The organism is Pseudomonas sp. KBN10P06128 (assembly GCF_037574945.1).
Taxonomy (GTDB): Bacteria; Pseudomonadota; Gammaproteobacteria; order Pseudomonadales; family Pseudomonadaceae; genus Pseudomonas; species Pseudomonas aeruginosa.
The window spans coordinates 3,759,215-3,784,374 of record NZ_JBBELR010000001.1; the positions used below are offsets into that span (position 1 = coordinate 3,759,215).

General features: G+C 68.3%; 9 protein-coding genes and 1 pseudogene. 8 read left to right on the forward strand and 2 right to left on the reverse strand.

Translation table 11 applies throughout. The features are described 5' to 3' along the window. Window positions 1-9 precede the first annotated feature (9 nt). Window positions 10-6,216 (reverse strand): annotated as a pseudogene (locus tag VQ065_RS32010) (amino acid adenylation domain-containing protein); the annotation flags it as partial. Next, on the reverse strand, window positions 6,217-18,627 hold the full coding sequence (locus VQ065_RS17680) for a non-ribosomal peptide synthase/polyketide synthase (RefSeq protein ID WP_023098655.1): 12,411 nt from the start codon (window positions 18,625-18,627) through the stop codon (window positions 6,217-6,219). 318 nt (window positions 18,628-18,945) lie between these two features. Here VQ065_RS17680 and VQ065_RS17685 point away from each other — a divergent pair, with 318 nt between their 5' ends. From VQ065_RS17685 to VQ065_RS17720, 8 genes are read left to right on the forward strand one after another with little or no spacing between them, the layout of a single operon-like run. Further along, a complete protein-coding gene (locus tag VQ065_RS17685) occupies window positions 18,946-20,157 on the forward strand; it encodes a PepSY-associated TM helix domain-containing protein (protein ID WP_003089618.1) in 1,212 nt (403 codons plus the stop codon). Further along, a complete protein-coding gene (locus VQ065_RS17690) occupies window positions 20,154-20,693 on the forward strand; it encodes a hypothetical protein (RefSeq protein ID WP_003089621.1) in 540 nt (179 codons plus the stop codon). Before VQ065_RS17685 ends, VQ065_RS17690 begins: the two co-directional genes overlap by 4 nt. Further along, the gene (locus tag VQ065_RS17695; RefSeq protein ID WP_003089624.1) at window positions 20,690-21,019 is read left to right on the forward strand and encodes a hypothetical protein; all 330 of its coding nucleotides are present in this window, start codon (window positions 20,690-20,692) and stop codon (window positions 21,017-21,019) included. The genes VQ065_RS17690 and VQ065_RS17695 overlap by 4 nt, the downstream gene beginning before the upstream one ends. Further along, window positions 21,016-21,576 (forward strand): DUF6162 family protein, encoded by a 561-nt coding sequence (locus tag VQ065_RS17700; protein WP_003089625.1) that lies wholly within the window; start codon window positions 21,016-21,018, stop codon window positions 21,574-21,576. Before VQ065_RS17695 ends, VQ065_RS17700 begins: the two co-directional genes overlap by 4 nt. Window positions 21,577-21,608: 32 nt before the next feature. Further along, entirely contained in the window at window positions 21,609-22,562 is a 954-nt protein-coding gene (locus VQ065_RS17705; protein ID WP_003089628.1) for a metal ABC transporter substrate-binding protein, read from the forward strand. Continuing rightward, window positions 22,559-23,314 carry a metal ABC transporter ATP-binding protein gene (locus tag VQ065_RS17710; protein ID WP_003106905.1) on the forward strand — a complete coding sequence of 252 codons (756 nt, stop codon included), beginning with the start codon at window positions 22,559-22,561 and terminating at the stop codon, window positions 23,312-23,314. The genes VQ065_RS17705 and VQ065_RS17710 overlap by 4 nt, the downstream gene beginning before the upstream one ends. Further along, window positions 23,311-24,216 carry a metal ABC transporter permease gene (locus VQ065_RS17715; RefSeq protein ID WP_003106903.1) on the forward strand — a complete coding sequence of 302 codons (906 nt, stop codon included), beginning with the start codon at window positions 23,311-23,313 and terminating at the stop codon, window positions 24,214-24,216. Before VQ065_RS17710 ends, VQ065_RS17715 begins: the two co-directional genes overlap by 4 nt. After that, window positions 24,213-25,130 (forward strand): metal ABC transporter solute-binding protein, Zn/Mn family, encoded by a 918-nt coding sequence (locus tag VQ065_RS17720; RefSeq protein ID WP_014603842.1) that lies wholly within the window; start codon window positions 24,213-24,215, stop codon window positions 25,128-25,130. The genes VQ065_RS17715 and VQ065_RS17720 overlap by 4 nt, the downstream gene beginning before the upstream one ends. The last annotated feature ends 30 nt before the right edge of the window (window positions 25,131-25,160 follow it).

Below are 25,160 nucleotides of genomic sequence, written 5' to 3' on the forward strand. Positions count from 1 at the left end.
GGCGCGCCGGTCCAGCTTGCCGTTGGCCGTCAGCGGCAGGCGCTCGAGGAACAGCAAGTGGGCGGGCACCATGTGCTCCGGCAGGCTCGCCTTCAAGGCCTGGCGCAGCGTGTCGCGCAACGCGGCGGGGTCGCTTGGCGCCGCCTGCGTCACGACATAGCCGACCAGTTGCGTAGCGCCCGGCCCCTCGTGAGGCAGCACGACCGCCTCGGCCACGCCCGGCTGTGCGAGCAGGCGGGCCTCGATTTCGCCCAGTTCGATGCGGAAGCCGCGAATCTTGACCTGGTGGTCGATCCGACCGACGTACTCGACCACCCCGTCGCAACGATAGCGGGCCAGGTCGCCGGTCCGGTACAGACGTCCCCCAGTCGTGGAGAACGGATCGGCCACGAAGCGCGTGCAACTCAGCTCGGGGCGATTCAGATAGCCCCGCGCCAATCCCGCGCCCCCCACATACAGCTCGCCGATGCAGCCCCTGGGCACAGGGTTCAGCCCGGCGTCGAGCAGATACCAGGACAGGTCCGGGATCGGTTCGCCGATCGGACTGGCCGCCCCGCCGTCGAGATCCGCCAGCGACAGCGGACGATAGGTCACGTGGACCGTGGTCTCGGTGATCCCATACATGTTGACCAGGCGCGGCGCTCGATCGCCGAAACGCTCGAACCATGGGCGCAGGGCCTGCACTTCCAGCGCCTCGCCACCGAACACCACATGCCGCAGGGCCAGCGGCGGAACCTCCTGGCCGGCGCAGGCGACCTGCATCAGTTGCTTGAAGGCCGACGGCGTCTGGTTCAGCACCGTCACCCGTTCCCGGCACAGCAGGCGCAGGAAGTCCTCTGGCGAACGACTGGTCTCGTGCGGGACGATGACCAGCCTGCCGCCATGCAACAACGCGCCGAAGATCTCCCAGACGGAGAAATCGAACGCGTAGGAGTGGAACAGGCTCCAGGCGTCGTCCGCGGAGAAACCGAACCAGTGCCGGGTGGCATCGAACAGGCGTAGCACGTTGCCATGCGGCAGCAGAGTACCCTTCGGTTTTCCGGTAGAGCCGGAGGTATAGATCACATAGGCCAGGTTATCGACGCCGACGGCGCTCTGCGGATCGCTCTCCGGGTAGCCGGCCCACTCATGCTCCGCGTCCAGCAGCAGACAGGGCAGGCCCTCGCCGAGCGGTAAGCGCTCGCGCGCCGCGCGCTGGGTCAGTAGCAGGCGGATGCCGCTGTCCTCGATCATGTAGCCCAGCCGGTCGCTGGGGTAGCGCGGATCGAGCGGGACATAGGCGCCGCCGGCCTTGAGGATCGCCAGCAGACCGACGATCATCTCCAGGCTGCGCTCGGCCGCCAGGCCGACCAGCACGTCGGGGCCGACACCGAGTTCGATCAGCCGGTGCGCCAGGCGATTGGCCCGCAGGTTCAATTCGCCGTAGTCGAGCGCGCGTTCGCCGTAGACCACTGCCGTCGCCCGCGGCCGCTCGGCGGCCTGGCGCTCGATCTGGCGGTGCAGGCAGGAGGCCGGGGGGAAGTCCTGCGGATGGGGGTTCCATTGCAGCAGGTCGGCACGCGCTTCGGCCTCGTCCAGAAGTTTCAGCTCGGCGATGCGCGCCTCCGGCCGGGCCACGATCGACCGGAGCAGGTTCAGCCAGTGGCCGGCGATGCGCTCGGCGCTCGACGCGTCGAAGAGATCGGTGGCATAGGTCAGTTCGGCAAGCAGGCCATTGGAGGATTCGTAGGTATCCAGGGTCAGGTCGAACTGCGCGGTCTGCACGTCCCAGGCCAGGTCCTCGACCTCGAGTTCGCCCAGGGTAGCGAAACGCGAACCGCGATGGTCGTCGCGCTGGTGGTTGTACATCACCTGGAACAACGGCGCATGGCTGAGGCTGCGTTCCGGCTGCAACGCATCCACCAGTTGCTCGAACGGCAGGTCCTGATGGCCCTGCGCTTCCACCACCGCCTGCCGGACCTGCCGTAGCAGCTCGCGGAACGGCAGTTGCCCGTCGAGTTCGGCGCGCAACACCTGGGTGTTGACGAAGAAGCCGATGAGCCCCTCGGTCTCCTCGCGATTGCGGTTGGCGATGGGTACTCCGACACGAATGTCATTCTGCCCGCTGTAGCGATGCAGGAGTGCCTGGAACGAGGCCAGCAGCAGCATGAACAGCGTGCCCTGCTCGGCCTGGGCCAGCCGCCGCAGGGCTTCGGCGAGTTCCGCCGGCAACGGGATGCCGATGCGCCGGCCGCGATGGCTCTGCTGCTGCGGGCGCGGCCGGTCGCTGGGCAACTCCAGCAACGGCTGCTCGCCGCCCAGGCGGGAAACCCAGTAGTTCAGTTGACGCTCACGCTCGCCGCCATCCATCCATTGGCGTTGCCAGGCCGCAAAGTCGGCGTACTGGATCGGCAACTCCGCCAATGCGGGGGGCTGGTCATGCCGAAGCGCGGCGTAGACGCGGATCAGTTCGTCCACCAGAACCTGCATCGACCAGCCATCGGCGATGATGTGGTGAAGAGTCAGCACCAGCACGCATTCGTCCGTCGCCAGCGGCAACAGCAGGACCCGCAGCAGCGGTCCGCGTTGCAGGTCGAACGGCCGATGGGCCTCGGTTTCCACCAGCCCCTTCAGGTCTTCGCCGGCCACCGGCGGTCGTCGCTCCTCGATGGCTATCGGCAGCGTCGGGTGGATGACCTGCCGCGGCGCACCATCGTGTTCGAGGAAGGTGGTGCGTAGCGTTTCATGGCGCTGCACCAGCAGGTCCAGGGCACCCTGCAGGGCATCGCGCCGCAGCGGTCCCTTCAGACGCAACGCCACCGGGATGTTGTAGGCCGCGCTGTGCGGATCCAGGCGCCAGATGAACCACTGGCGTTCCTGGGCGAACGACAGCTGCGGCGATGCGTCCCTGGCGCATCGGACGATCCCGCCCTGGGCGGCCGGCGCCAACTGCGCCACGACCTGCGCATAGGCGCGCAGGGTGCTGTGCTCGAACAGGGTACGCAGCGGCACCTGCAGGTCGAGGCGGCGGCGTACCCTGGAAACCACTTGGGTCACCAGCAGCGAGTGGCCGCCCAGCTCGAAGAAGTTGTCGTCCCGACCAATGTGGCCGAGCTTCAGGACCTCGCTCCAGATCGCCGCCATGGCCCGTTCCAGCTCGCCCTCGGGCGCGACATGGGCGTCCCGGACCGCGCTCGCGTCCGGCAGCGGCAGCGCCTTGCGGTTGATCTTGCCGTTCGGCGTCAGCGGCAGGTTCTCCAGCAACAGCATGTGCGCCGGCACCATGTAGTCCGGGAGAACCGCCAGCAGGCTGTTCTTCAATGCGCTGCGCAGTTCCTGCTGGCGCGCCGACTCGGCGCCGACCAGCGCGGCCTCGGTGGGCACCAGGTAGGCCACCAGGGTCGGCCCGGCCACCCCCGGCTGGGCGACGACCACCGCCTCGCGCACGCTGTCCTGCTCCAGCAGGCGCGTCTCGATTTCGCCGAGTTCGATGCGGAATCCCCGGATCTTCACCTGATGGTCGATCCGTCCAAGGTATTCGATGACCCCATCGGCGCGGTAGCGAGCCAGGTCGCCGGTGCGGTACAGGCGCGAACCGTCGGCGGCGAACGGGTCGGGCAGGAAGCGTTCGGCGGTCAGGCCGGGGCGGCGATGGTAGCCACGCGCCAGGCCATCGCCGCCGATCAGCAGTTCGCCGGCGACGCCGGGCGGACATGGGTTCATTTCGCTGTCGAGGATGTACAGAGCGGTGTTTTCCAGCGGCCCGCCGAGGAACGGCCGGGCCTCTTCGCCGAGGCGGAACCGTGCCGACCAGATCGTCGTCTCGGTCGGCCCGTAGAGATTCCAGGTCGATGCCGACAATCCGCGCATACGCGCCGCCAGGTCCTCCGCCAGCGCCTCGCCACCGCACAGCAGGGTGCAGCCACGCAGCAGGTCGACACGCTCGCTGTCGCACAGCATCCGCCAGGTCGCCGGGGTCGCCTGCAATACCGTGACGCCCTGCCGCTCGACCAGATCGAGCAGGGCCTCGGGATCCTGGGCCTGCTCGCGGCTGGCGAGCAGCATGCTGGCGCCACGCGCCAGCGGTACGTATAGCTCGAGGCCGAAGATATCGAAGGAGAAGGTGGTCACCGACAGCAGACGGTCCCGCGCCAGCATGCCCGGTTGCCGGGCGATGCTGCAGACGAAGTTGGTCAAGGCTCGATGGCGGACCATCACGCCTTTCGGCTGGCCGGTGGAACCGGAGGTGTAGATCGCGTAGCAGAGACTGTCGGGCGCCTCCGGCAGGTCCGGGTTTTCCGCCGGGTAGCCGTGCACCAGTCGCTCCAGGTCGTCGAGTAGCAGGCTTTGCAGCCCATCCGACTGCGGCAGGCGCGCCAGCACGCTTTGCTGGCTGAGCAACAGGCGCAGTCCGCTGTCGTCGATCATGTACTGCAAGCGGTCCGCGGGATACTGCGGATCCAGCGGCACATAGGCGCCACCGGCCTTGAGCACCGCCAGCAGGGCCACCACCATGGGTACGCCGCGCTCCAGCGCGATACCGACCAGTACATCGCTGCCGACACCCTCCTCGCGCAGACGCCAGGCGAGGCGGTTGGCCAACGCATTGAGTTCGGCGTAGCTCAGGCGTTCCTCGCCGAACAGCAAGGCCGGCGCGTCCGGGGTCAGCCCGGCCTGGGCCTCGAACAGGCGATGCACACCCTGCCCGGCGGGATATTCGCTCGCCGGCAGACGGCTGCGTTGCAGCAGCGTGGCGCGCTCCTCGGCGTCGAGCAGCGGTAGGTCGCCGAGGCGTCTTCGCGGCTCGGCGACGACGGCCTCTAGCAGGTTGCGCCAGTGACGTGCCAGGCGCTCCACGGTCGCAGCCTCGAACAGGTCGGTGGCATAGGTGAATTCGGCGTGCACGCCCTGTTCCGATTCGTAGGTGTCCAGGGTCAGGTCGAATTGCGCGCTGTGCGCGCCCCACGAGAGGTCCTCGACGCTCAGCCCCGGCAACTGCGCCGCCAGCGACTGGCGACCTGCGGAACCCAGGTTCTGGTGGTTGTACATGGCCTGGAACAGCGGGCTGTGGCTGAGACTGCGCTCCGGTTGCAAAGCCTCGACCAGTTGCTCGAACGGCAGGTCCTGATGTGACTGGGCGCCGAGCGCGGCGACACGGGTCTGCTGTAGAAGGTCAAGGAACGGCATCTGCGCATCGAGATCGGCGCGCAGCACCTGGGTATTGACGAAGAAGCCGATGAGCCGCTCGGTCTCGACCCGGTTGCGGTTGGCCACCGGCACGCCGACGCGGATCTCGTCCTGGCCGCTGTAGCGATGCAGGAGCGCCTGGAACGAGGCCAGCAGGAGCATGAACAACGTCGTCCCTTCGCGCTGCGCCAGCGCCTGCAACTGTCGGCCCAACGCCTGCGGCAACTGCAGTTCATGGCGCGCGCCACGGTAGCTCGGCAGCGCCGGGCGCTGGCGGTCCGTCGGCAGTTCGAGCACGCTCTGCCCTCCGCCCAGCCGCGCCATCCAGTACTCCAGCTGGCGCTCGCGTTCGCCGGCTTCCAGCCAGTGTCGTTGCCAGATCGCATAGTCCGCATACTGGATCGGCAAATCGGGCAGCGTCGCCTCGATGCCTTGCCGGCGCGCGCCGTACAGGGCAATGAGTTCCTCCACCAGTACCCGCATGGACCAGCCGTCGGCTGCCACATGGTGGATGGTCAGGGTCAGCACGTGATCGTCGGCCGCCAAGCGCAGCAGGCGCGCGCGAAGCAGCGGACCGTTACGCAGATCGAAGGGCTGTTGCGTCTCGCTTTCAACGAAAGCGCGAATCTGCGCCTGCGCGTCGTCGTCGCCCGCCAGCGTAACCGGGACGGGTACGTCGACCGACGCCAGCACCTGCTGGCGGAAGCCATCCAGTTGTTCGTCCTCGACGAACACGGTGCGCAGGCTCTGGTGGCGTTCGACGATGGCGCCCAGGCTGGCGGACAGCGCCTCGACGTCCAGTTCGCCACGCAGGCGCAGCGCCGAGGGAATGTTGTAGGCGGCGCTCTGCGGGTCCATCTGCCAGAGGAACCACTGGCGCTCCTGGGCATAGGACAACGGGATACGCTCGAAGGCCGAGGCCACCTCGGGAATCGGCAGGTTGGCCGGCGTCACGCCCTCCTCCTGCATCTTCGCCAGGTACAGCTTGCGCTTGTCGAGAGGAAGCGTGATGAAGCGCCGGGCAACCCGCAAAGCTACGCTCATGTCCATTCAAACTTCCTCCATTTCATCAAGCAGGGCTTCCAGCTTGTTCAGTTTCGATGTGTCGACCTGCCCACCGGCCTTTTCCAGATTGCTGACGAAAAGCCCCAGGGTCGGGAATTGGAACAACAGTTGGGGGGTGAGCTTCATGCCCAGCTCCAGTTGAATGCGCGAAATCACGTTGATGGCCAGCAGCGAGTGCCCGCCGAGTTCGAAGAAATGGTCGTCGAGGCCAACCCGCTGGAGTTTCAGCACCTCTTGCCAGATCGCCGCGACCTGGCATTCCAGCTCGCTGCGCGGCGCCACGTAGGCCTCCTGGAGGAGACTGGCGTCAGGCGCCGGCAGAGCCTTGCGGTCGACCTTGCCGTTGGGGCTCAGCGGCAGGCGTTCGAGGAACAGCAGGTGCGCCGGCACCATGTATTCGGGGAGGCTGTCGCGCAGCAGGGCCTTCAGCTCGTTGCGCAGCGCGGCCTGTACCTCCAGCGTGGCGCTAGCCAGCGCTTCCGCTTGCGGCACCAGATAGGCCACCAGCTGCGCCCCGGCAGCACCCTCGACGGCGATGACCAGGGCCTCGCGCACCGCCGGGTGCTCGCCGAGGCAGGCCTCGATCTCGCCCAGTTCGATGCGGAAGCCACGGACCTTGACTTGATGGTCGACCCGGCCGACGTACTCGATCACCCCGTCGGCGCCGTAGCGTGCCAGATCGCCGGTGCGGTACAGGCGGCCGCCGCCCTGCTCGTCGAACGGATCGGGAATGAAGCGTGCGGCCGTCAGGTCGGGACGCTTGAAATAGCCACGCGCCAGCAGCTCGGCGCCGATCACCAGCTCGCCGACCGCCCCGACCGGCGCCGGTTGCCCGGCATCGTCCAGCAGATAGATGGCGCGGCCCGGCAGCACCTTGCCGATCGGCATGGTCGCCGGGATCGCCTTGCTGCCGTCGACGTAGGGCGCGCAATCCAGGGTGGTGACCGTGACGGTCGCCTCGGTGGGGCCGTAGGTGTTGAGCAGGCGCACATGCTCCAGCCCGGCGGCCTTCCATGCCACCAGGCTTTCCGGCGGCATCGCCTCGCCCCCGGCGTGGACCTGACGGAGCGCGCCGTAGTCGCGCACGCCCTGGTTGGCGAAGTCCTTGGCCAGCATGTTCCAGTAGGCGGTAGTCAGGTCCACCGTGGTGATGCGTCGCTCGACGATCTCCCGGTACAGCGTCTCGCTGTCCCAGATCTCGGTGCCGCGCAGCACCACCGAGGCGCCACAGGCGAGCGGCGGGTAGAGCTGCTCGACGAAGCCGTCGAAATTGAAGGTGGAGAATTGCAGCACCCGGTCGTCCGGCCCGATGCCGAAGAACTCCAGCGAAACGTGGGTATGCCGCGACAGGCTCTCTCGGCTGATGCCGACGCCCTTGGGACGGCCGGTGGAACCGGAGGTGAACATCACGTAGGCGAGGTTCTGCGGATGCGCCCGCAACTGCGGGTCGCTCGCCGGACGGTCCTGCCAGTCCCGCGCCTGGTCGAGCGCCAGGCAGGCGATCCCGGAGGCCGCTGGCAGGCGTTGCAGCAGGTGGCTCTGGCTGAGCAACAGGGCGATGCCGCTGTCCTCGATCATGTAGCCGAGGCGCTCCTGCGGATATTCCGGGTCCAGCGGTACGTAGGCGCCGCCGGCCTTGAGCACCGCCAGCAGACTGACGATCATTTCCAGCCCGCGCTCGACGGCGATCCCAACCAGCACGTCAGGCCCCACGCCCAGCTCGATCAGGCGGTGGGCCAGGCGGTTGGCCTGGGCGTTGAGCTCGCCGTAGCTCAGTTGGCGCTCCTCGAAGAGCAATGCCACCCGCTCGGGCTCCATCGCCGCGCGGCTGGCGAACAGCTGCTCGACGCTGCGCTCGTCCGGATAGCGTCCCGGGTTGCGCCCCCAGTCGAAGATCGCCTGGCGCCGCTCCGCCGCTTCCAGCAGCTGGAACTCGGCCAGGCAGGTGCTGGCAGGACGCTCGACCATCTGCGCCAGCAGGTGCGTCAGGTGACGATCCAGGCGCGCCACGCTGGCGTCGTCGAAATGCTCGCGGTCATAGGCGAACTGCAGTTCCAGGCGCTGCCCCAGGCTTACGCTGAGGGTCAACGGGTAGTTGGTCTGCTCGTGGTTGCCCACGGCACCGAAAGCCAGGCCTTGCGAGGCCTGCTGCTGGAGCATCTGCGAAACGGGGTAGTTCTCGAACACCAGGATATTGTCGAACAGCGCCTCGCCGCCCTGCCCGGCCCAGCGCTGGATGTCGTACAGCGGCGTGTGTTCGAATTCGCGCAGGGCCAGGTTCTCGCCCTGCACCGCCTGCAGCCACGACGCCAGGCTCTGCTGCGGAAGCGGGGTAGCGATGACCGGCAGGGTATTGATGAACAGGCCGATCTGCTCCTCGATACCGTTCAGTTCCGCCGGGCGACCGGCGACAGTAGCGCCGAAGGCCACGCTGTCCTGTCCGGTATAGCGTTGCAGCAACATCAGCCAGGCGGCCTGGACCAGGGTATTGACGGTGATCTTCTGCTCGCGGGCCAGCTCGGCCAGGCGCCGGGTCTGCTCGCCATCGAGCTCGCGCAACCGTTCCGCGTAGCCCTTGCCGCGCTGCCTGGCCTGGGCGATCGACTGCCCCAGGCGGGTCGGCTCGTCCAGTTGGCGCAGGCGCGGCAGCCAGAAGGCCTCGGCGAGCGCGGCGTCCTGGCGCTGCAACCAGGCGATGTAGTCGCGATAGCGGCCGCCGGAGCGCGGCGGCGTTTCGCCACGGTAGCGCTGCAGTACCTCGCCGAGTAGCTGCGAGTTGCTCCAGCCGTCCATCAGGATATGGTGATTGGTGTAGATCAGGTGGTAGCGCTCTTCGTCCGTGCGCACCAGTACCAGGCGCAGCAGCGGCGCCTCGCTCAGGTCGAAGCCCAGCCGGCCTTCGCCGGCAGCCAGCTCGTCGAGGGCCGCCGCCAGGTCCTCGCGACCGCGCCAGTCAAGTACGCTGAACGGCACTTCGACACGCTTGCGCACCACCTGTAGCGGCGTCTCGAAGGCGCCCTGCCAGAGGAACCCGCTGCGCAACACATCGTGCTCGTCCAGCGCCGCCTGCCAGGCCGCGCGGAAGCTCTCCGGATGCAGACCGTCGATGTCGACCCGCAGTTGATTGATGTAATCGCCGGCCTCCTGCTGGTACAGACTGTGGAACAGCATGCCCTGCTGCATCGGCGATAGCGGGTAGAGGTCCTCGACTTCGCAGGGCGCCAGCGGCAATTGGTCGAGACGCGCCTGGTCAAGGCGCGCCAGCGGGAAGTCCGAGGGCGTCAGACCCTGGCCCTCGGCCACTCGGCAGTGGGCAATCAGCGCCAGCAGTTCGTCGCGATAGGCGTCGGCCAGGCGCTGGATGCTGGTGGTTTCGAAGCGCTCGCCACTGAAGCTCCAGTCGATGCGCAGTTCGCCGCCATAGATGCGTCCGTTCAGCGCCAGCCAGTTGGCCAGCGGCGCGTCCGGGCTCTGGTCGTCGCCGGCGCGCTCGCCGGCCGGAACGAACAGTGCGCCCTCGTCCATGGCGAAGCTGCCGTCGAACTGGCCGAGGTAGTTGAAGGTGATGCGCGGCATCGGCAATCCGGCCAGGGCTGCCTGGCTCGCCGCGCTGCCCAGGTAGCGCAGGGCGCCGAAGCCGATGCCTTTGTTCGGCACCGCGCGCAGTTGCTCCTTGATGCCCTTGATCGATGCGGCGATGCCCTCGGCCGGCGTCAGGCGCAGCGGGAACAGGCTGGTGAACCAGCCCACCGTGCGCGTCAGGTCGATCTCGGCGAAGAGTTCTTCGCGGCCATGCCCTTCCAACTGGATCAACGCATCGACCTGCCCGGTCCAGCGGCAGACCACCCGCGCCAGCGCGGTCAACAGCAGGTCGTTGACCTGGGTGCGGTAGGCGGCCGGCGCTTCCTGCAGCAATTGCCGGGTCGCCTCGGCGTCCAGTCCGCAACTGACCGAACGGGCATGGCGGTTGCTCTGGTCGCCCAGCGGGTCGAGGCACGGCAGGTCGCTGGAGGCGCCCTGCAATTGCCCTTGCCAGTACGCCAGTTCGCCATCCAGGCCGCCGTCACCGGCAAACGCCTGCAGGCGCTCGGCCCAATCCCTGAAGGCGCTGGTCTTGGCCGGTAGCTCGACGGCCTGACCCGCCAGCAACTGCCGGTAGGCGGTCTGCAGGTCTTCGAAGAGAATACGCCAGGACACGCCATCCACCACCAGGTGGTGGATAACCAGCAGCAGGCGCTGGCTGCCGTCGTCGAAGGTCGCCAGCAGGGCGCGCAACAACGGCCCATCGGCCAGGTCGAGACTGCGCTGGACTTCGTCGGCAAGCGCCCGCAGCGCCGCCAGGTCGGCGACCCGAGCGACGCGGAGCAGCGCCGCAGCGCCCTCTTCCACCCCCCGGTGGCGCGCCGTCCAGCCGGCCGCCTCGCGGGTGAAGGACAGGCGCAGCGCATCGTGGTGCGCCAGCACGCCCCGCAGGGCCTGCTCAAGGTGCCGGGCATCGAGCGGCTCGCGGGCTTCCAGGAGCACCGACTGGTTCCACCAGTGGCGCTCGGCGACCTCTTCGGCGAAGAAACCCTGCTGGATCGGCAGCAACGGCGTGACGCCGGTCACCGGTCCCTGGTCGATAGCCAGCACCTGCGTACCGCTCTCGGCCAGCGGAGCCAGGGCACCGATGGTCTGCGCCTCGAAGAGCATCTTCGGAGTGAAATGGATGCCGAGCTGGCGCGCACGGCTGACCACCTGCAGGGAAATGATGGAATCGCCGCCGATCTCGAAGAAGTTGTCGGCCAGGCCGACCTGCTCCAGCTTCAGCACCTCCGCCCAGATCGTCGCCAGTTGTCTTTCCACTTCGCTGCGCGGTGCCTGGTAGTCGCGTTGCTGCTGATCGGCGCTTGGCTTGGGCAGGCCCTTGCGATCCAGCTTGCCGTTGGGGGTCAGCGGCATGCACGCCAGGAACAGCAGGTGCGCCGGCAACATATACTCGGGCAAGCGTTCCTTCAGCGCCTTGCGCAAGGCGTCGCGGCAGGCCGCCTGGGCACCGGCATCCTCGACCAGCGCCGGATCCTGCGGGACCACATAGCCGACCAGTTGCTGGCCGCTGGCACCCGCCTGGGCGACCACCACCGCCTCGCGCACCGCCGCCTGCTCGCGCAGGCGTGCTTCGATCTCGCCCAGCTCGATACGGAAACCGCGGATCTTCACCTGGTGGTCTACCCGTCCCAGGTAGTCCACCACGCCATCCGCCCGCCCACGGGTCAGGTCACCGCTGCGATACAGGCGGCTGCCGGGCGCGCCAAAGGGATCCGGCACGAAACGTTCGGCGGTCAGTGCCGGACGCTCCAGGTAACCGCGCGCCACGCCTTCCCCGCCAAGGTACAGCTCACCGGCCACGCCGACCGGCAGCAGGTTCAACTGGGCATCGAGGATGTAGCCGCTGCGATTGCCCAGCAGCGTACCTATCGGCATGTAGGCGGCGCCACAGGGGTCGTCCGGGCGGGCTTTCCAGAGCAGCGGGGTGACCACCGTTTCGGTCGGTCCGTAGCCGTTGAACAGGTATTGCGGGCGTAGCGCGCGCCAGGCCAGGTCGTAGCTGGCCTGCGCCACCGCGTCGCCGCCGAAGCAGTAGACCCGGGCCGCCGGCGGGTTGCCGTCGCGCTCGGCGTGCTCGGCCAGTTGCTGCAGATAGACCGGAGGGAACACCGCGACGGTGACGCCGTGGCGATGCATCTGCGCGTAGGTCTGCTCCGGCAGCCACAGGCTGTCGTCGCGGATCAGCACCCGCGCACCGTTGATCAACGGGTGCATCCAGCCTTCATGGGAGCCGTCGAAGGCGAACGACATGAAGTGCAGCTCGCAGTCCGCCGGGGTCATCTCGTAGCGCTCGCCGGTAGCCACGATGTGCGCGGCCAGCGGGCCGTGGGACACTGCCACGCCCTTGGGCATGCCGGTGGAGCCGGAGGTGTAGATCACGTAGGCCAGGTTGTCGCCATGCAGCGCCACCTCTGGATCATGGGCGGGGAAACCGGCCCACTCCTGTTCGCGGTCCAGGCACAGGCAGGACAGTCCGTCGGGAATCGGCAGTCGGTCGAGCAGGTGGTTCTGGGTCAGCAGCAGGTGCGCGCGGCTGTCCTGCATCATGTACAGCAGGCGTTCGCGCGGGTACTCGATGTCCAGGGGCACGTAGGCGCCGCCGGACTTCAGCACGGCGAGGAAGGCAATCATGATTTCCGCACTGCGCTGCATGGCGATCGCCACCCGCACCTCGGGACCGACGCCGCGGGCGATCAGCGCGTGAGCCAGGCGATTGGCCCGGCTGTCCAGCTCGGCGAAGCTCAGCACCTGGTCGTCGAACAGCACCGCCGGCGCGTCCGGGGCCAGGCGCGCGCGCTCCGCCACCCGCTGGTGGATCAGCGGCGAAGCGGGGAAGCCCGACTCACTGCGGTTCCACAGCGAATCGATCAGCGCGCGCTCCTCGGCATCCAGCAGGCTCAGCTCGACCAGTGTCCGTTCGGCGTTGTCGACGAAGCCTTCGAGCAAGTTCAGCAGGTGCCGGTCCAACTGCTCGACCGCGGCATCGGAAAACGCCTGGCGGTCATAGCTGTATTGCAGCGTCAGACTGTCGCCGACGCCCAGGGCGACGGTCAGCGGGTAGTTGGTCTGTTCATGATTGCTCACCGGGCCGAAGCGCACGCCGCCTGGCGAGCCCTTTTCCAGGGCTTCGGCCACAGGGTAGTTCTCGAATACCAGCAAGCTGTCGAACAGCGCCTCGCCGAGCCCGGCCCAACGCTGGATCTCGAACAGCGGCGTGTGCTCCTGCTCGCGCAGCGCCAGGCTGCGCGCCTGCACCTCCTGCAACCAGTCGGTGAGGCGCATGCCCGGTTGCGGCGTGGCGACCACCGGCAGGGTATTGATGAACAGGCCGATCTGCCTTTCGATCCCGGCCAGTTCGGCGGGACGGCCGGCGACGGTGGCGCCGAAGACCACCGTATCCTGCCCGGTGTAGCGTTGCAGCAGTAGCGACCAGGCGGCCTGCACCAGGGTATTGAGGGTCACCGCGTGCCGCTGGGCGAACGTCTTCAGCCGCGCAGTGCGTGCCGGCGGCAGGCTGCGCTGGAACTGGCCGCTGCCGACCTGCTCGCGCTCGGCGGCGACCGCCTGGGCCAGGCGTGTCGGCTCCAGCAGTTCCGCCAGTTGTTCTTTCCAGAATGCTTCGCTGACGCGCTTGTCCTGTGCCTGCAGCCAGGCGATGTAGTCGCGGTAGCGCCCACCCGTGCGCTCGGCCTGTTCGCCGGTGTAGCGAGCGAGCACCTCGCCGAGCAGCTGCGCGCTGCTCCAGCCATCCAGCAGGATGTGGTGGTGGGTGTAGACCAGGTGGTAGCGCTCTTCGTCCATACGCACCAGGACCAGCCGCAGCAAGGGCGCCTGCTCCAGCTCGAAACCCCGCCGGCGTTCGCTCGCGGCCAGCTCGTCGAGAGCCTCGGCGAGCGCTTCGCGACCACGCCAGTCATGCTCGGCGAACGGCAGTTCGAGGTGTTTGTGGATCACCTGGAGCGGCTGCTCCAGATCGCCCTGCCAGAGGAAACCGGCGCGCAGGATGTCATGACTGTCCAGCGCCGCCTGCCAGGCGGCGCGGAAGCGCGCGGGATCGAGTCCATGGACGTCGACTCGGAGCTGGTTCAGGTAATCGCCGGAAGCCTGCTCGTAGAGCGAGTGGAACAGCATGCCGTGCTGCATCGGCGACAGCGGGTAGATGTCCTCGATCCGCGCCAGAGGCAGGCGATCCAACTGCTCCTGGCGCAACGTCGCGAGGGGGAAGTCCGACGGCGTGGCGCCGACGTTGCCCTCCTGGCAGCAATGCTCGATCAGCGCGTGCAGCTCCCGCGCGTAGTCATCGACCAGGCGCTGGACGGTCGCCTCGGCGAACATTTCCCGGCTGAAGCTCCAGTGCAGGCTCAGCTCGCCGCCGTAGACCTGGCCTTCGATGCTCAACCAGTTGGCCAGCGGGGCGCACGGATCCTGGGCGGCGCCGGCGCTTTCCGTGGCCGGTACCAGCAGCGCCGCCCCATCGAACTGACGGTCGAACCGGCCCAGGTAATTGAAGGTGATCCGCGGCTGCGGCAGCGCGGCCAGGCGGGTCGCAGCCTCCTCTCCAGCCAGGTAGCGCAGCAGGCCGTAGCCGACGCCCTTGTCCGGCACGCCGCGTAGTTGCTCCTTGATCGCCTTCAGCGACTCGCCGAGGTCCGCGGCCGGGGTCAGGCGCAGCGGGAACAGGCTGGTGAACCAGCCCACCGTGCGGCTCAGGTCGATGGCCTCGCCGAGGTCCTCGCGGCCGTGCCCTTCGAGCTGCACCAGCACGCTGGCGTCGCCGCTCCAGCGGCAGGTCGCACGGGCCAGGGCGGTCAGCAGCAGGTCGTTGACCTGGGTCCGGTAGGCCGCCGGGGCTTCCTGCAGCAACTGCCGGGTACGCTCGGCGTCCAGGGTCAGGACGAACTTGCGCTCATGGCGGTTTTCCAGGGCTCCGTGCGGGTTTTCGCATGGCAGCGCATGCGGAGCGTCGTGCAGTTGCGCCTGCCAGTAGTCGAGTTCGTCCAGGCGCGCGCCGGCCTGTTCGTGCAGGTGCCGGCTCCAGGCCTGGTAGGAACTGCTACGCGGCCCGAGATCGGCGTCGAGGTCGGCATAGAGACGCTGCAGGTCTTCCAGCAGGATGCGCCAGGACACCCCGTCCACCGCCAGGTGGTGGATGACCAGCAGCAGGCGCTGGCTGCCGTCGGCCATGTCCACCAGCAGCGCACGCAGCAGCGGCCCCTGTTCGAGGTCGAGGCTGCGCTGGGCTTCTTCGCAAAGCGCCAGCAACGCCTCCTCGGACCCCGCCTGCCGGCGCCACAGCGGCTCGCCGGCCTGCTCGGCGTAGGCCTGGTGCCAGGCGCCGCGCTCTTCGCGGAAACGCAGGCGCAGGGCATCGTGCTGCGCCTGCAGGCGTTCCAGGGCACGCCCCAGCCGGTCGCCGTCGAGCGGCTGGCGCGCCTGCAACAAGAGAGACTGGTTCCAGTGCTGGCGGTTGGGAATCGCCCGCTCGAAGAACCAGCGCTGTACCGGCGCCAGCGCCACCTCGCCGCTTGCCGGCCCCTGTTCCGCCGTCGCCGCACCCGCCTTGGCCGCCAGGGCCAGGCTGCGGATGTTCTGGTGCTGGAACAGGTCGCGCGGGCTCAGTTGCAATCCGGCCTGGCGCGCACGGCTGACTACCTGGATCGAGACGATCGAGTCGCCGCCGAGGCTGAAGAAGTTGTCGTCCAGGCCGACCCGCTCGACGCCCAGCAGGTCCTGCCAGATTTCCGCCAGGGTTCGCTCCACTGCGTTGCGCGGTGCGCTGTAGCCTGCCTGCGCCACGCTTACTTCAGGCGCCGGTAGCGCCTTGCGATCCAGCTTGCCGTTCGGACTCAGCGGCATCCGCTCCAGCGCCAGCCACTGCGCCGGCACCATGTATTCCGGCAGGCTTGTCGCCAGGTGCGCGGCCAGCGCTTCGCGCCAGTCGCCGCCCTCGCTCTCCAGCACCACGTAGCCGACCAACTGCCTGCCGTCCACCGCCAGCACCGCCGCCTCGCGCACCCACGGATGCTCCAGCAGGCGCGCCTCGATCTCGCCCAGCTCGATGCGCAAGCCGCGCAGCTTCACCTGGTGGTCGATCCGCCCGGCGTACTCGATCACCCCGTCGGCGCGGTAGCGCGCCAAATCGCCGGTGCGGTACATCCGCTCCCCAGCCACGAACGGGCTGGCGACGAAACGCTCGGCAGTCAGCCCCGGACGCTGGTGGTAGCCACGGGCCAGGCCCCGACCGGCCAGGTACAGCTCGCCGAGCACGCCCACCGGCACCGGCTCCAGGTTGCCATCGAGGATGTAGCAGGCCAGGTTGGCGATCGGCCGGCCGATCGGCACCGCGTCCTTGCCCTCCTCCACGCAGGTCCAGTGGGTGACGTCGATGGCCGCCTCGGTCGGGCCATAGAGGTTATAGAGGCCGGCCTGCGGCAGCTTGGCGAACACCTGCTGCTGCGCGTCCGCCGGCAGCGCCTCGCCGCTGCAAACGATGCGTTTCAGGCTGGTGCAGGAGGCGACGTCTTCATCCTGCAGGAAGGCCTGCAGCATCGACGGCACGAAGTGCAGCGTATCGACCCCTTCGCGGTTGATCAGCTTCACCAGCTTCGCCGGGTCGCGATGGTCGCCCGGCGCGGCCACCACCAAACGCGCCCCGCTCATCAGCGGCCAGAAGAACTCCCAGACCGACACGTCGAAGCTGAACGGGGTTTTCTGCAACACCGTGTCACCGACGCCCAGGCCATAGGCCTGCTGCATCCAGCACAAACGGTTGCTCAGCGCCGAATGGCGGTTGCCGGCGCCCTTGGGCTTACCGGTGGAACCGGAGGTGTAGATGACATAGGCGAGGTTCTCGCCATCGAGATGAATATCCGGGTTCGCCTCACTGTAATCCTCGAACCAGGGCGCACCGCGATCCAGGTCGATCCGCTGCACGCCTTGCGCCAGCGGCAGCTTCAGGTGCGACTGGCTGAGCAGCAGCTGCACGCCGCTGTCCTCCAGCATGTAGGCCTGGCGCTCCTCGGGATACTCCGGGTCCACCGGAACGTAGGCGCCGCCGGCCTTGAGGATTGCCATCAGGGCCACGACCATCTCGATGGAACGTTCCATGGCCACGCCCACCAGGCGGTCCGCGCCGATCCCGCGCTCGATCAGGGCATGCGCCAGGCGGTTGGCCCGGCGGTTCAGCTCGGCGTAGTCCAGGCGCTCCTCGCCGAAGGCCAGCGCCGGCGCCGTCGGCGTGCGCTCGACCTGCTCCTCGAACAACCGGTGCACGCCGCGTTGCAGCGGGTACTCGGCCGCAGTGGCGTTCCAGCCTTCCAGCAACTGGTAGCGCTCCTCGGCATCGAGCATCGGCAGCGAGTCGACGCTGGCCTGCGGGTTCTCCAGCATGCCGCGCAGCAGGTTCTGCCAATGCCGCGCCATGCGCTCGACGGTCCGCGCCTCGAACAGGTCGGTCGCGTAGGTCAGCGCGGCGTACAGGCGGCCGCCCTTCTCGTAGGTATCCAGGCTCAGGTCGAACTGGGTGGTACGGCTCTTCCAGTCGAGCTGGCCGAAGCTCAGGCCGGCCACGCTGTCCAGCGCCTCGATGTCGGCCACCAACGGCTGGTGGTTGTACATCACCTGGAACAGCGGGCTATGGCTCAGGCTGCGCTCGACCTTGAACGCCTCGACCAGGCGCTCGAACGGCAGATCCTGATGGGCCTGGGCGCCAAGCACGGTGTCCTTGAGCCCGGCCAGCAGGGTCGCCACCGACGTGCGGCCGTCGAATACCGAGCGCAGCACCTGGGTGTTGACGAACAGGCCGATCAGCCCTTCCACCTCGGCGCGGTTGCGGTTGGCAATGGGGACGCCGACCCGCAGGTCGGTCTGCCCGCTATAGCGTTGCAGGAGGATATTGAAGCCGCCGAGCAACAGCATGAACAGGGTCAGCCCCTGGCGTCGGGCGGTGCCGCGCAGGGCCTCGGCCAGGGCCGGCTCGATGCTGAACTCGTAACGGCTGCCACGGTAGCTGGGAACCGCCGGACGCGGGTGGTCGGTCGGCAACTCCAGGACCGGATGCCGCTCGCCGAGCTTGCCGCGCCAGTACTCCAGCTGGCGCTCCTGCTCACCGGCCTCCAGCCAGCTGCGCTGCCACAGGGCGTAATCGGCGTACTGGATCGGCAAGGCCGGCAGGCCGGGCTCCGCGCCAGTCGCATAGGCACTGTAGAAACGACTGAATTCTTCGATCAGCACGTTCATCGACCAGCCGTCGGACACGATGTGATGCAGGGTCAACAGCAGCACATGCCGCTCCTCGCCCAGGCGGATCAGGCGGACCCGCAGCAACGGCCCCTCGCACAGGTCGAACGGCTGCAACGACTCGCGCTGCGCCTCCTCGCGCAGGCGGGCTTCCTGCTCGGCCTCGGGCAGGCCGCTGCAATCCTCGAAGGCAACCTCCAGCGGGCGTTGCAGGGGCGCCTGCGCCAGGCTGTCGTCGGCGCCGCGCGGGAACACCGTACGCAGGGCTTCATGACGCTGCACCAGGCTGGCGAAGGCGCGCTCCAGCGCCTGGCGATCCAGCGGTCCGTTCAGGCGCACCGCGCTGGGCAGGTTGTAGGCGCCACTCTGTGGCTCCAGGTGCCAGAGGAACCACATGCGCTGCTGGGCGTAGGACAGGCGGTCGCGCTCGGCCGAAGACACGCCGGCCGGAATCGGGAACAGCGAGAAATCGATTCCCTCCCCTCGCAGGGTTTCGAGGAAGACCCGACGCTTCTCAACGGGTAATTCGATAAAGCGGCGGGCGAGCTTGAGGGAATCTTCTGCGTTCATCGGTCTTCTTCCGTGCACATGGGCAACGAGCGCGGGGCTCGGTCATTCATGTGAAACGGACGACACATCGTGAAAATTAACCGGACAGCGACTTCCGGTCGCACCTTGGCCGATCGGTTTTTTTGCATAGCCATCAGGCGTTTACGGAAGCCCTCGGACAAGCCGCCGGCGCCAGGCTGAAAGCAACTGCGAAACATTTGCTTTCATCTTCCCCTTCAGGTTCTACCGGCCTCATTCGTCCTATATGGATGAACGGGGCGCATCCAGTCCCCGCAACCCATGGTCGGTGCCCACGACCCCTAACCTACCGTTAGCCTCATGTCGAAAAAGTCCCGCTCCAGACTCTGGTTCCTCGTCCACAGCTGGCTGGCCCTGCCCATCTGGTTCTTCGTCCTGATCGTCTGCGTCACCGGCACCCTGGCGGTGGTCAGCCAGGAGATCGTCTGGCTGGCCAACCCGGAAATCCGCGCCAGCAAGCCGAGCGACTCCGCCGAACCGCTGAGCTACAGCCAGGTCCTCGCCAGCATCAACCAGGCCCGGCCCGAGCTGAAGGTCGAATCGATAGAACGCCCCGACGAATCCCACTTCGCCCTGACCGTGGATGTCAGCTATCCCGACGGCAGCAGCGCTGCGCTCTACGTGAACCCCTACACAGGCACCATCCAGGGCAAGAGCCCGAACTTCGATTTCCGCCAGTTCACCCGTGCCTTGCACGGCTGGTGGCTGGTTCCGTTCAACAATGGCTACAGTTGGGGCTGGTACCTGGTTTCGTTGCTCGGCCTGCCGATGTTGGCCTCGCTGGTCACCGGTCTGGTGGTCTATAAACGATTCTGGAAGGGTTTCTTCAGACCACGCCTGCGCATCAGCCAGGGCGCACGCATCTTCTGGGGCGATTTCCACCGCCTGAGCGGCATCTGGTCGATCTGGTTCATCGCCGTGATCTCCATCACCGGCACCTGGTTCCTGATCCAGGCGATCCTCGCCGACAATCACATCACTCTCTCCAGCGAAGGCCCGCCGCCGGTCATCGCCCGCAGCGAGGTGCCGCTCTCGCCTTCCGGCCAGCCGGCTGTGCAGATCGACCTCGACGAGGCCGTGCGCATCGCCACCCGGGACATTTCCGGCTTGGAAGCCAGCGGGCTGTTCCTCCCCGGCAACGCCTACAGCCCGCTCTATGTCTATGGCCGCGGCTGGTACCCGCTGATGTACCAGTCGGCAGCGATCAATCCCTACAACGGCAGGATCGAGTCTTCCCGCCTGCTCGGCGACCGCACCCCGCTGGAGTTCGTCACCGAATCCATGCGTCCCCTGCACACCGGCGATTTCGGCGGTATCTGGGTCAAGCTGATCTGGTTCGTCTTCGGCCTGCTGCTGAGCATGATGGTGCTCAGCGGCCTGCTGATCTGGAGCAGGCGCACCGCACAGGCCACCGCCGCGCTGGTCAAGCGCGGCAAGCGCCCGGCGCGCCAGCCGAAACCGGCCAAGCCGGCGCCGGTAATGGCCAACCAGACCGCGGAGGGACAGCCATGAGCAAGGCCGCCGTTGCCCAGCCCGTTTCGCCGCTGCGCCAGTTCTGGCTGCGCTGGCGTTTCCACCTGAACGTTCTGCTGATCCTGATCCCACTCGGTTTCATGCCGCGTTATTTCGCCGACGTCGCACTGTTCCGCGGCACCAGCGGCCTCGGCGAACGAGAGGCGGGCGAGATCCAGGTCGGCCCCTGGAGCCTGCGCCTGGCGGAAATGCGTATCGAACCGCCGCACGACGAAGGCCCCGCCGGCTTCATGAAGGACTTCAATGCCGCCCTCTGCCAGGCCTGCATTCCCCAGGTCAAGGCGACCTACCTGCGCATCGGCAAGCCGCGCAGCCTGCGTGCCGCCGGGGTGATCTTCTTCGGCAGCCCCTACCGCATGGGCACCAGCGTGCCGATCCCGCCGCGCACCCGGCCCGACGCCGAGCTGTGGATCACCATGGAAGGCTGGGACGGCTCCATGCACCAGGCTTCCATTCCCCTGGCCGAGGCATCCCCCGCCACCGTGGCCTGGCTGAACAAACGAGGTAAGCAATGAGCATCCACACCCGCCCCTGGCGCCTGCCCCTGGCCGCCCTGTTGCTCGGCCTGAGCGGCGCGGCCCTGGCGCACAACCCGATCTGCGAATGCGAGGAAGTGCAGGCCGGCGAGATCCGCTGCAAGGGCGGCTTCTCCGACGGCAGCGGCGCCCCCGGCGTAACCCTCGACGTGATCGGCTACGACGAGCAGATCCTGGTTCCCGGCAAGCTCGGCGCCGACTCGACCCTGACCTTCAAGCGTCCCGACGGCGAGTTCTACGTGCTGTTCGACGCCGGTCCCGGCCACGTGGTGGAAATCGACCACGCCGACATCGCCGCGCCATGAGCGTCGAAACCGTCCGCCCGGCCGGCGCCGGCCACGAGACCCTCTACGTACTGCTCGGCAGTGTGCTGATCCTGGCCCTCGCCGCCACGGTGGTCGGGCTGCGCCAGCAGTCCCATGAAGCGCAAGCCCTGGACGCCCACCAGGTGGACGCCCGGCTCGACCTGAATGCCGCCGAACAGGGCATCTATGCCGACCTGCAGGTCGCCGCCGAAGACATCCAGGCGCGCCTGGACGACGGCGAAGCCGCGCCCTCCGTCGACGAACTGGCCGCCGAGGGCTTCCCGCCCTTCGTCGCCGACGTCGCCGCGAGCAGCCGCGGCGAGCACCGCTGGAGCCACGGCGAAACCGCCGGGCGTCCGAGCTACCTGGGCGTCAGCGGCAAGCCCGAGGTGGCCGGCTCGTTCCTCCTGCTGCTCGGCCCCGCCGAAGTCTGGCTGAAGCCCGCCGCGGCCGCTGCCGGCGCCGTACCGGGCGACGCCCGAGCCCTGGCCGATGCCGGCTGGCGCCAGGTGGTCAGCCGCTTCGACGCCGGCGTGACCCGTCAGCACCGCCATTGATCGCACATCGACTCCACAGAAGGCGTTTTTCCATGCTGTTCTCCCGTCGCTCATCCCGTCCGCGCGGCTTCGCCGCCCTCCTCCCGGGCCGCGCCCTGCTGGCCGCCCTGCTGCTGGCCCTGCTCGCCCCGCTGGCCCAGGCCGAAGACGGCAAGCGCCTGCGCATCGGCATCACCCTGCATCCCTACTACAGCTACGTGAGCAACATCGTCGGCGACAAGGCCGAGGTGGTGCCGCTGATCCCCGCCGGTTTCAACCCGCATGCCTACGAGCCGCGCGCCGAGGACATCAAGCGCATCGGCACGCTCGACGTGGTGGTGCTCAACGGCGTCGGCCACGACGATTTCGCCGAGCGCATGATCGCCTCCAGCGAAAAGCCCGGCATCCCGGTGATCGAGGCCAATGCCAAGGTGCCGCTGCTGGCCGCCACTGGCATGGCCGCGCGCGGCGCCGGCAAGGTGGTCAACCCGCATACCTTCCTGTCCATCAGCGCCTCGATCACCCAGGTCAACACCATCGCCCGCGAACTGGGCAAGCTCGACCCGGCCAACGCCAAGGCCTACACCCGCAACGCCCGGGCCTACGCCAAGCGCCTGCGGGCCCTGCGCGCCGACGCCCTGGCGCGGCTGAACAAGGCCCCGGCCGCCGACTTCCGCGTCGCCACCATCCACGGCGCCTACGACTACCTGCTGCGCGAATTCGGCCTGGAAGTCACCGCCGTGGTCGAGCCGGCCCACGGCATCGAGCCGAGTCCGAGCCAGTTGAAGAAGACCATCGACCAGCTCAAGGCGCTGGACGTGAAGGTGATCTTCTCCGAGATCGACTTCCCCTCCACCTACGTCGAGACCATCCAGCGCGAGTCCGGGGTGAAGCTCTATTCGCTGTCGCACATTTCCTATGGCGACTACAGCGCCGGCAAGTACGAGGAAGAAATGGCGCGCAACCTCGACACCGTGGTCCGCGCCATCCAGGAGTCCGGCGCATGACCGTGGCCGAACGGCTTTGCGCCACGCCTTGCGGGCCGGCCATCGAGTTCGCCGGGATCGACCTGAGTCTCGGCGGCAGCCGCATCCTCGATGGCGTGCGCCTGCGCGTCGAGGCCGGTAGCGTGCACGCGCTGGTCGGACCGAACGGCGGCGGCAAGAGTTCGCTGGTCAAGACCCTGCTCGGGCAGATGCCGCATCGCGGCGAGCTGCGCCTGGAGTGGCCCGGCGCGCCCGGCTGCATCGGCTACGTGCCGCAGGCGCTGGAGTTCGACCGCGGCCTGCCGCTCACCGTCGACGATTTCATGGCCGCCATGTGCCAGCGCCGTCCGGCCTTCCTCGGCCTGTCGCGCAGCCGGCGCCCGGCGATCGACGCGGCCCTGGAGCGGGTCGGCATGCTGGCCAAGCGCGGTCGGCGCATGGGCGCCCTCTCCGGCGGCGAGCGCCAGCGCGTGCTGCTGGCCCAGGGCCTGGTACCGCCGCCGCAACTGCTGGTGCTGGACGAACCGATGTCGGCCCTCGACGAGGGCGGCATCCAGGTCTTCGAGCGGCTGCTGCTGGACTGGCGCCAGGCCGGCGTCACCGTGCTCTGGATCGAGCACGACCTGGAGGCCGTCGGCCGCCTCGCCGACCGGGTCAGCGGTCTCAACCGCCACCTGCTGTTCGACGGTCCGGCGGCCAGCAGCCTGACCCCGGAACGCCTGCTCACGCTGTTCTCCACCCAGCCCCGGAAGAACGCGGAGGCCAGCCGATGAACGACGCCTACGAACAACTGCGCCAGGCCGTCCAGGCCTGGGCCGCCGCCGGCTACCTGCCGGAGACCCTGGCCTACGGCTTCGTCGTCAACGCGCTCCTCGCCGGACTGCTGATCGGCCCGGTGCTCGGCGGCCTCGGCACCCTGGTGGTGGTCAAGCGCTTCGCCTTCTTCTCCGAGGCGGTCGGCCACGCCGCGCTCACCGGCGTGGCCATCGGCATCCTCCTCGGCGAGCCCTACACCGGGCCCTACGGCAGCCTGTTCGGCTACTGCCTGCTGTTCGGCGTCCTGCTCAACTACCTGCGCAACCGCACCGGCCTGGCCCCGGACACCCTGATCGGGGTGTTCCTCTCGGTGTCCCTGGCGCTCGGCGCCAGCCTGCTGCTGGTGCTGGCGGGCAAGATCAACGTGCATATCCTCGAGAACGTGCTGTTCGGCTCGGTGCTGACCGTGAACGGCCATGACCTCGCGGTGCTGGCGGCGGTCGCCGTGCTGGTGCCGTGCCTGGCCCTGCCGCTGTACAACCGCATCATGCTGGCCAGCTTCAACCCGCAACTGGCGGCGGTGCGCGGGGTCGCGGTGAAGAGCCTGGACTACCTGTTCGTGGCCCTGGTGACCCTGGTCACCGTCGCCGCGGTGAAAGTGATCGGCGCGATCCTGGTCGGAGCCCTGCTGGTGATCCCGGCGGCGGCGGCGCGCCTGGTCAGCCAGTCGCTGAAAGGGTTCTTCTGGCTGGCGGTGCTGATCGCCACCGTCAGCACGCTGGCCGGTATCCTGCTGCCGATCATGTTCGACCTGCCGATTCCCTCCGGCGCCGCGATCATCCTGGTCGCCGGCCTGGCCTTCGGCCTCGCCGCCATCGCTCGCGGCTGCCTGCCGCACCTGAAAGGAACCCCCGGATGAACCTGAAACCCCATTGCCTCGCCCTGGCCCTGGCTTGCGCCGGACTCGCCGGCCCGCTCCCGGCCCTCGCCGCGACGCCGGCCGCGGCTCAGTCCGCGCAAGTCACGGTACTGGCCAGCCTGCCGGTCACCCACGCCCTCGCCGAACGCCTGCTGCGGGACACCAAGGTCAAGCTGCAACGGGTCGCCCCGGCCAACCTGCCGGCCAGCCGCCAGGCCTCGTTCTTCGCCGGGCGCGGCGCCGGCGGCCTGGCCAAGGCCGCCGGGCAGGCCGACGCGGTGATCGACCTGCGCTCGATCTGGAGCGACGACCCGCTCTACCCGCTGGCCCGCCGTAGCAATATCCGTATCGTCGAGATCGACGCCGCGCGTCCGGTGGACGGCGCCCTACCCGGCATCGCCCTGCGCCCCGGCAGCGACCTGCATGCCTACCCCTGGCTCAACCCGACCAACCTGGGGCGCATGGCCGATGTCCTTGCCAGCGACCTGGAACGCCTGGCGCCCGGCGCCGCAGCGACCATCCAGGCCAACCTGGCGACGCTGAAGAAGCAATTGCTGGAAGCGACCGCCAGTAACGAAACTCGCCTGGCGAAGGCCGACAACCTCAGCGTGATCAGCCTCTCCGAACGCCTCGGCTACCTGCTCGCCGGGCTCAACCTGGACCCGCTGGACGTGGAGATCCAGGCCGACGACGGCTGGACCGAGACCAATATCCAGGCTTTCGCCGAGGAGCTGAAGAGCGAGGACATCGCCCTGGTCCTGCACCATCGCCAACCACCGAAGCCCCTCGCCGATGCCATCGCCGCCAGCGGCGCACGCCTGGTAGTGGTGGACACCGAGGCGGCGGACCCGGTGGCCGGCCTGGAAAGCGACATGAAAGCGATAGTCGAAGGGCTGCTGGCCGGTAAAGGCTGAGCCGCGCCTCGTAACGAAAAAGGCCGGGGA

What these genes read in the sequence shown, in the direction of transcription:
- VQ065_RS17680 (WP_023098655.1), bottom strand. Translation starts at nt 18,627, where the DNA reads ATGAACGCAGAAGATTCCCTCAAGCTCGCCCGCCGCTTTATCGAATTA.
- VQ065_RS17685 (WP_003089618.1), top strand. Translation starts at nt 18,946, where the DNA reads ATGTCGAAAAAGTCCCGCTCCAGACTCTGGTTCCTCGTCCACAGCTGG.
- VQ065_RS17690 (WP_003089621.1), top strand. Translation starts at nt 20,154, where the DNA reads ATGAGCAAGGCCGCCGTTGCCCAGCCCGTTTCGCCGCTGCGCCAGTTC.
- VQ065_RS17695 (WP_003089624.1), top strand. Translation starts at nt 20,690, where the DNA reads ATGAGCATCCACACCCGCCCCTGGCGCCTGCCCCTGGCCGCCCTGTTG.
- VQ065_RS17700 (WP_003089625.1), top strand. Translation starts at nt 21,016, where the DNA reads ATGAGCGTCGAAACCGTCCGCCCGGCCGGCGCCGGCCACGAGACCCTC.
- VQ065_RS17705 (WP_003089628.1), top strand. Translation starts at nt 21,609, where the DNA reads ATGCTGTTCTCCCGTCGCTCATCCCGTCCGCGCGGCTTCGCCGCCCTC.
- VQ065_RS17710 (WP_003106905.1), top strand. Translation starts at nt 22,559, where the DNA reads ATGACCGTGGCCGAACGGCTTTGCGCCACGCCTTGCGGGCCGGCCATC.
- VQ065_RS17715 (WP_003106903.1), top strand. Translation starts at nt 23,311, where the DNA reads ATGAACGACGCCTACGAACAACTGCGCCAGGCCGTCCAGGCCTGGGCC.
- VQ065_RS17720 (WP_014603842.1), top strand. Translation starts at nt 24,213, where the DNA reads ATGAACCTGAAACCCCATTGCCTCGCCCTGGCCCTGGCTTGCGCCGGA.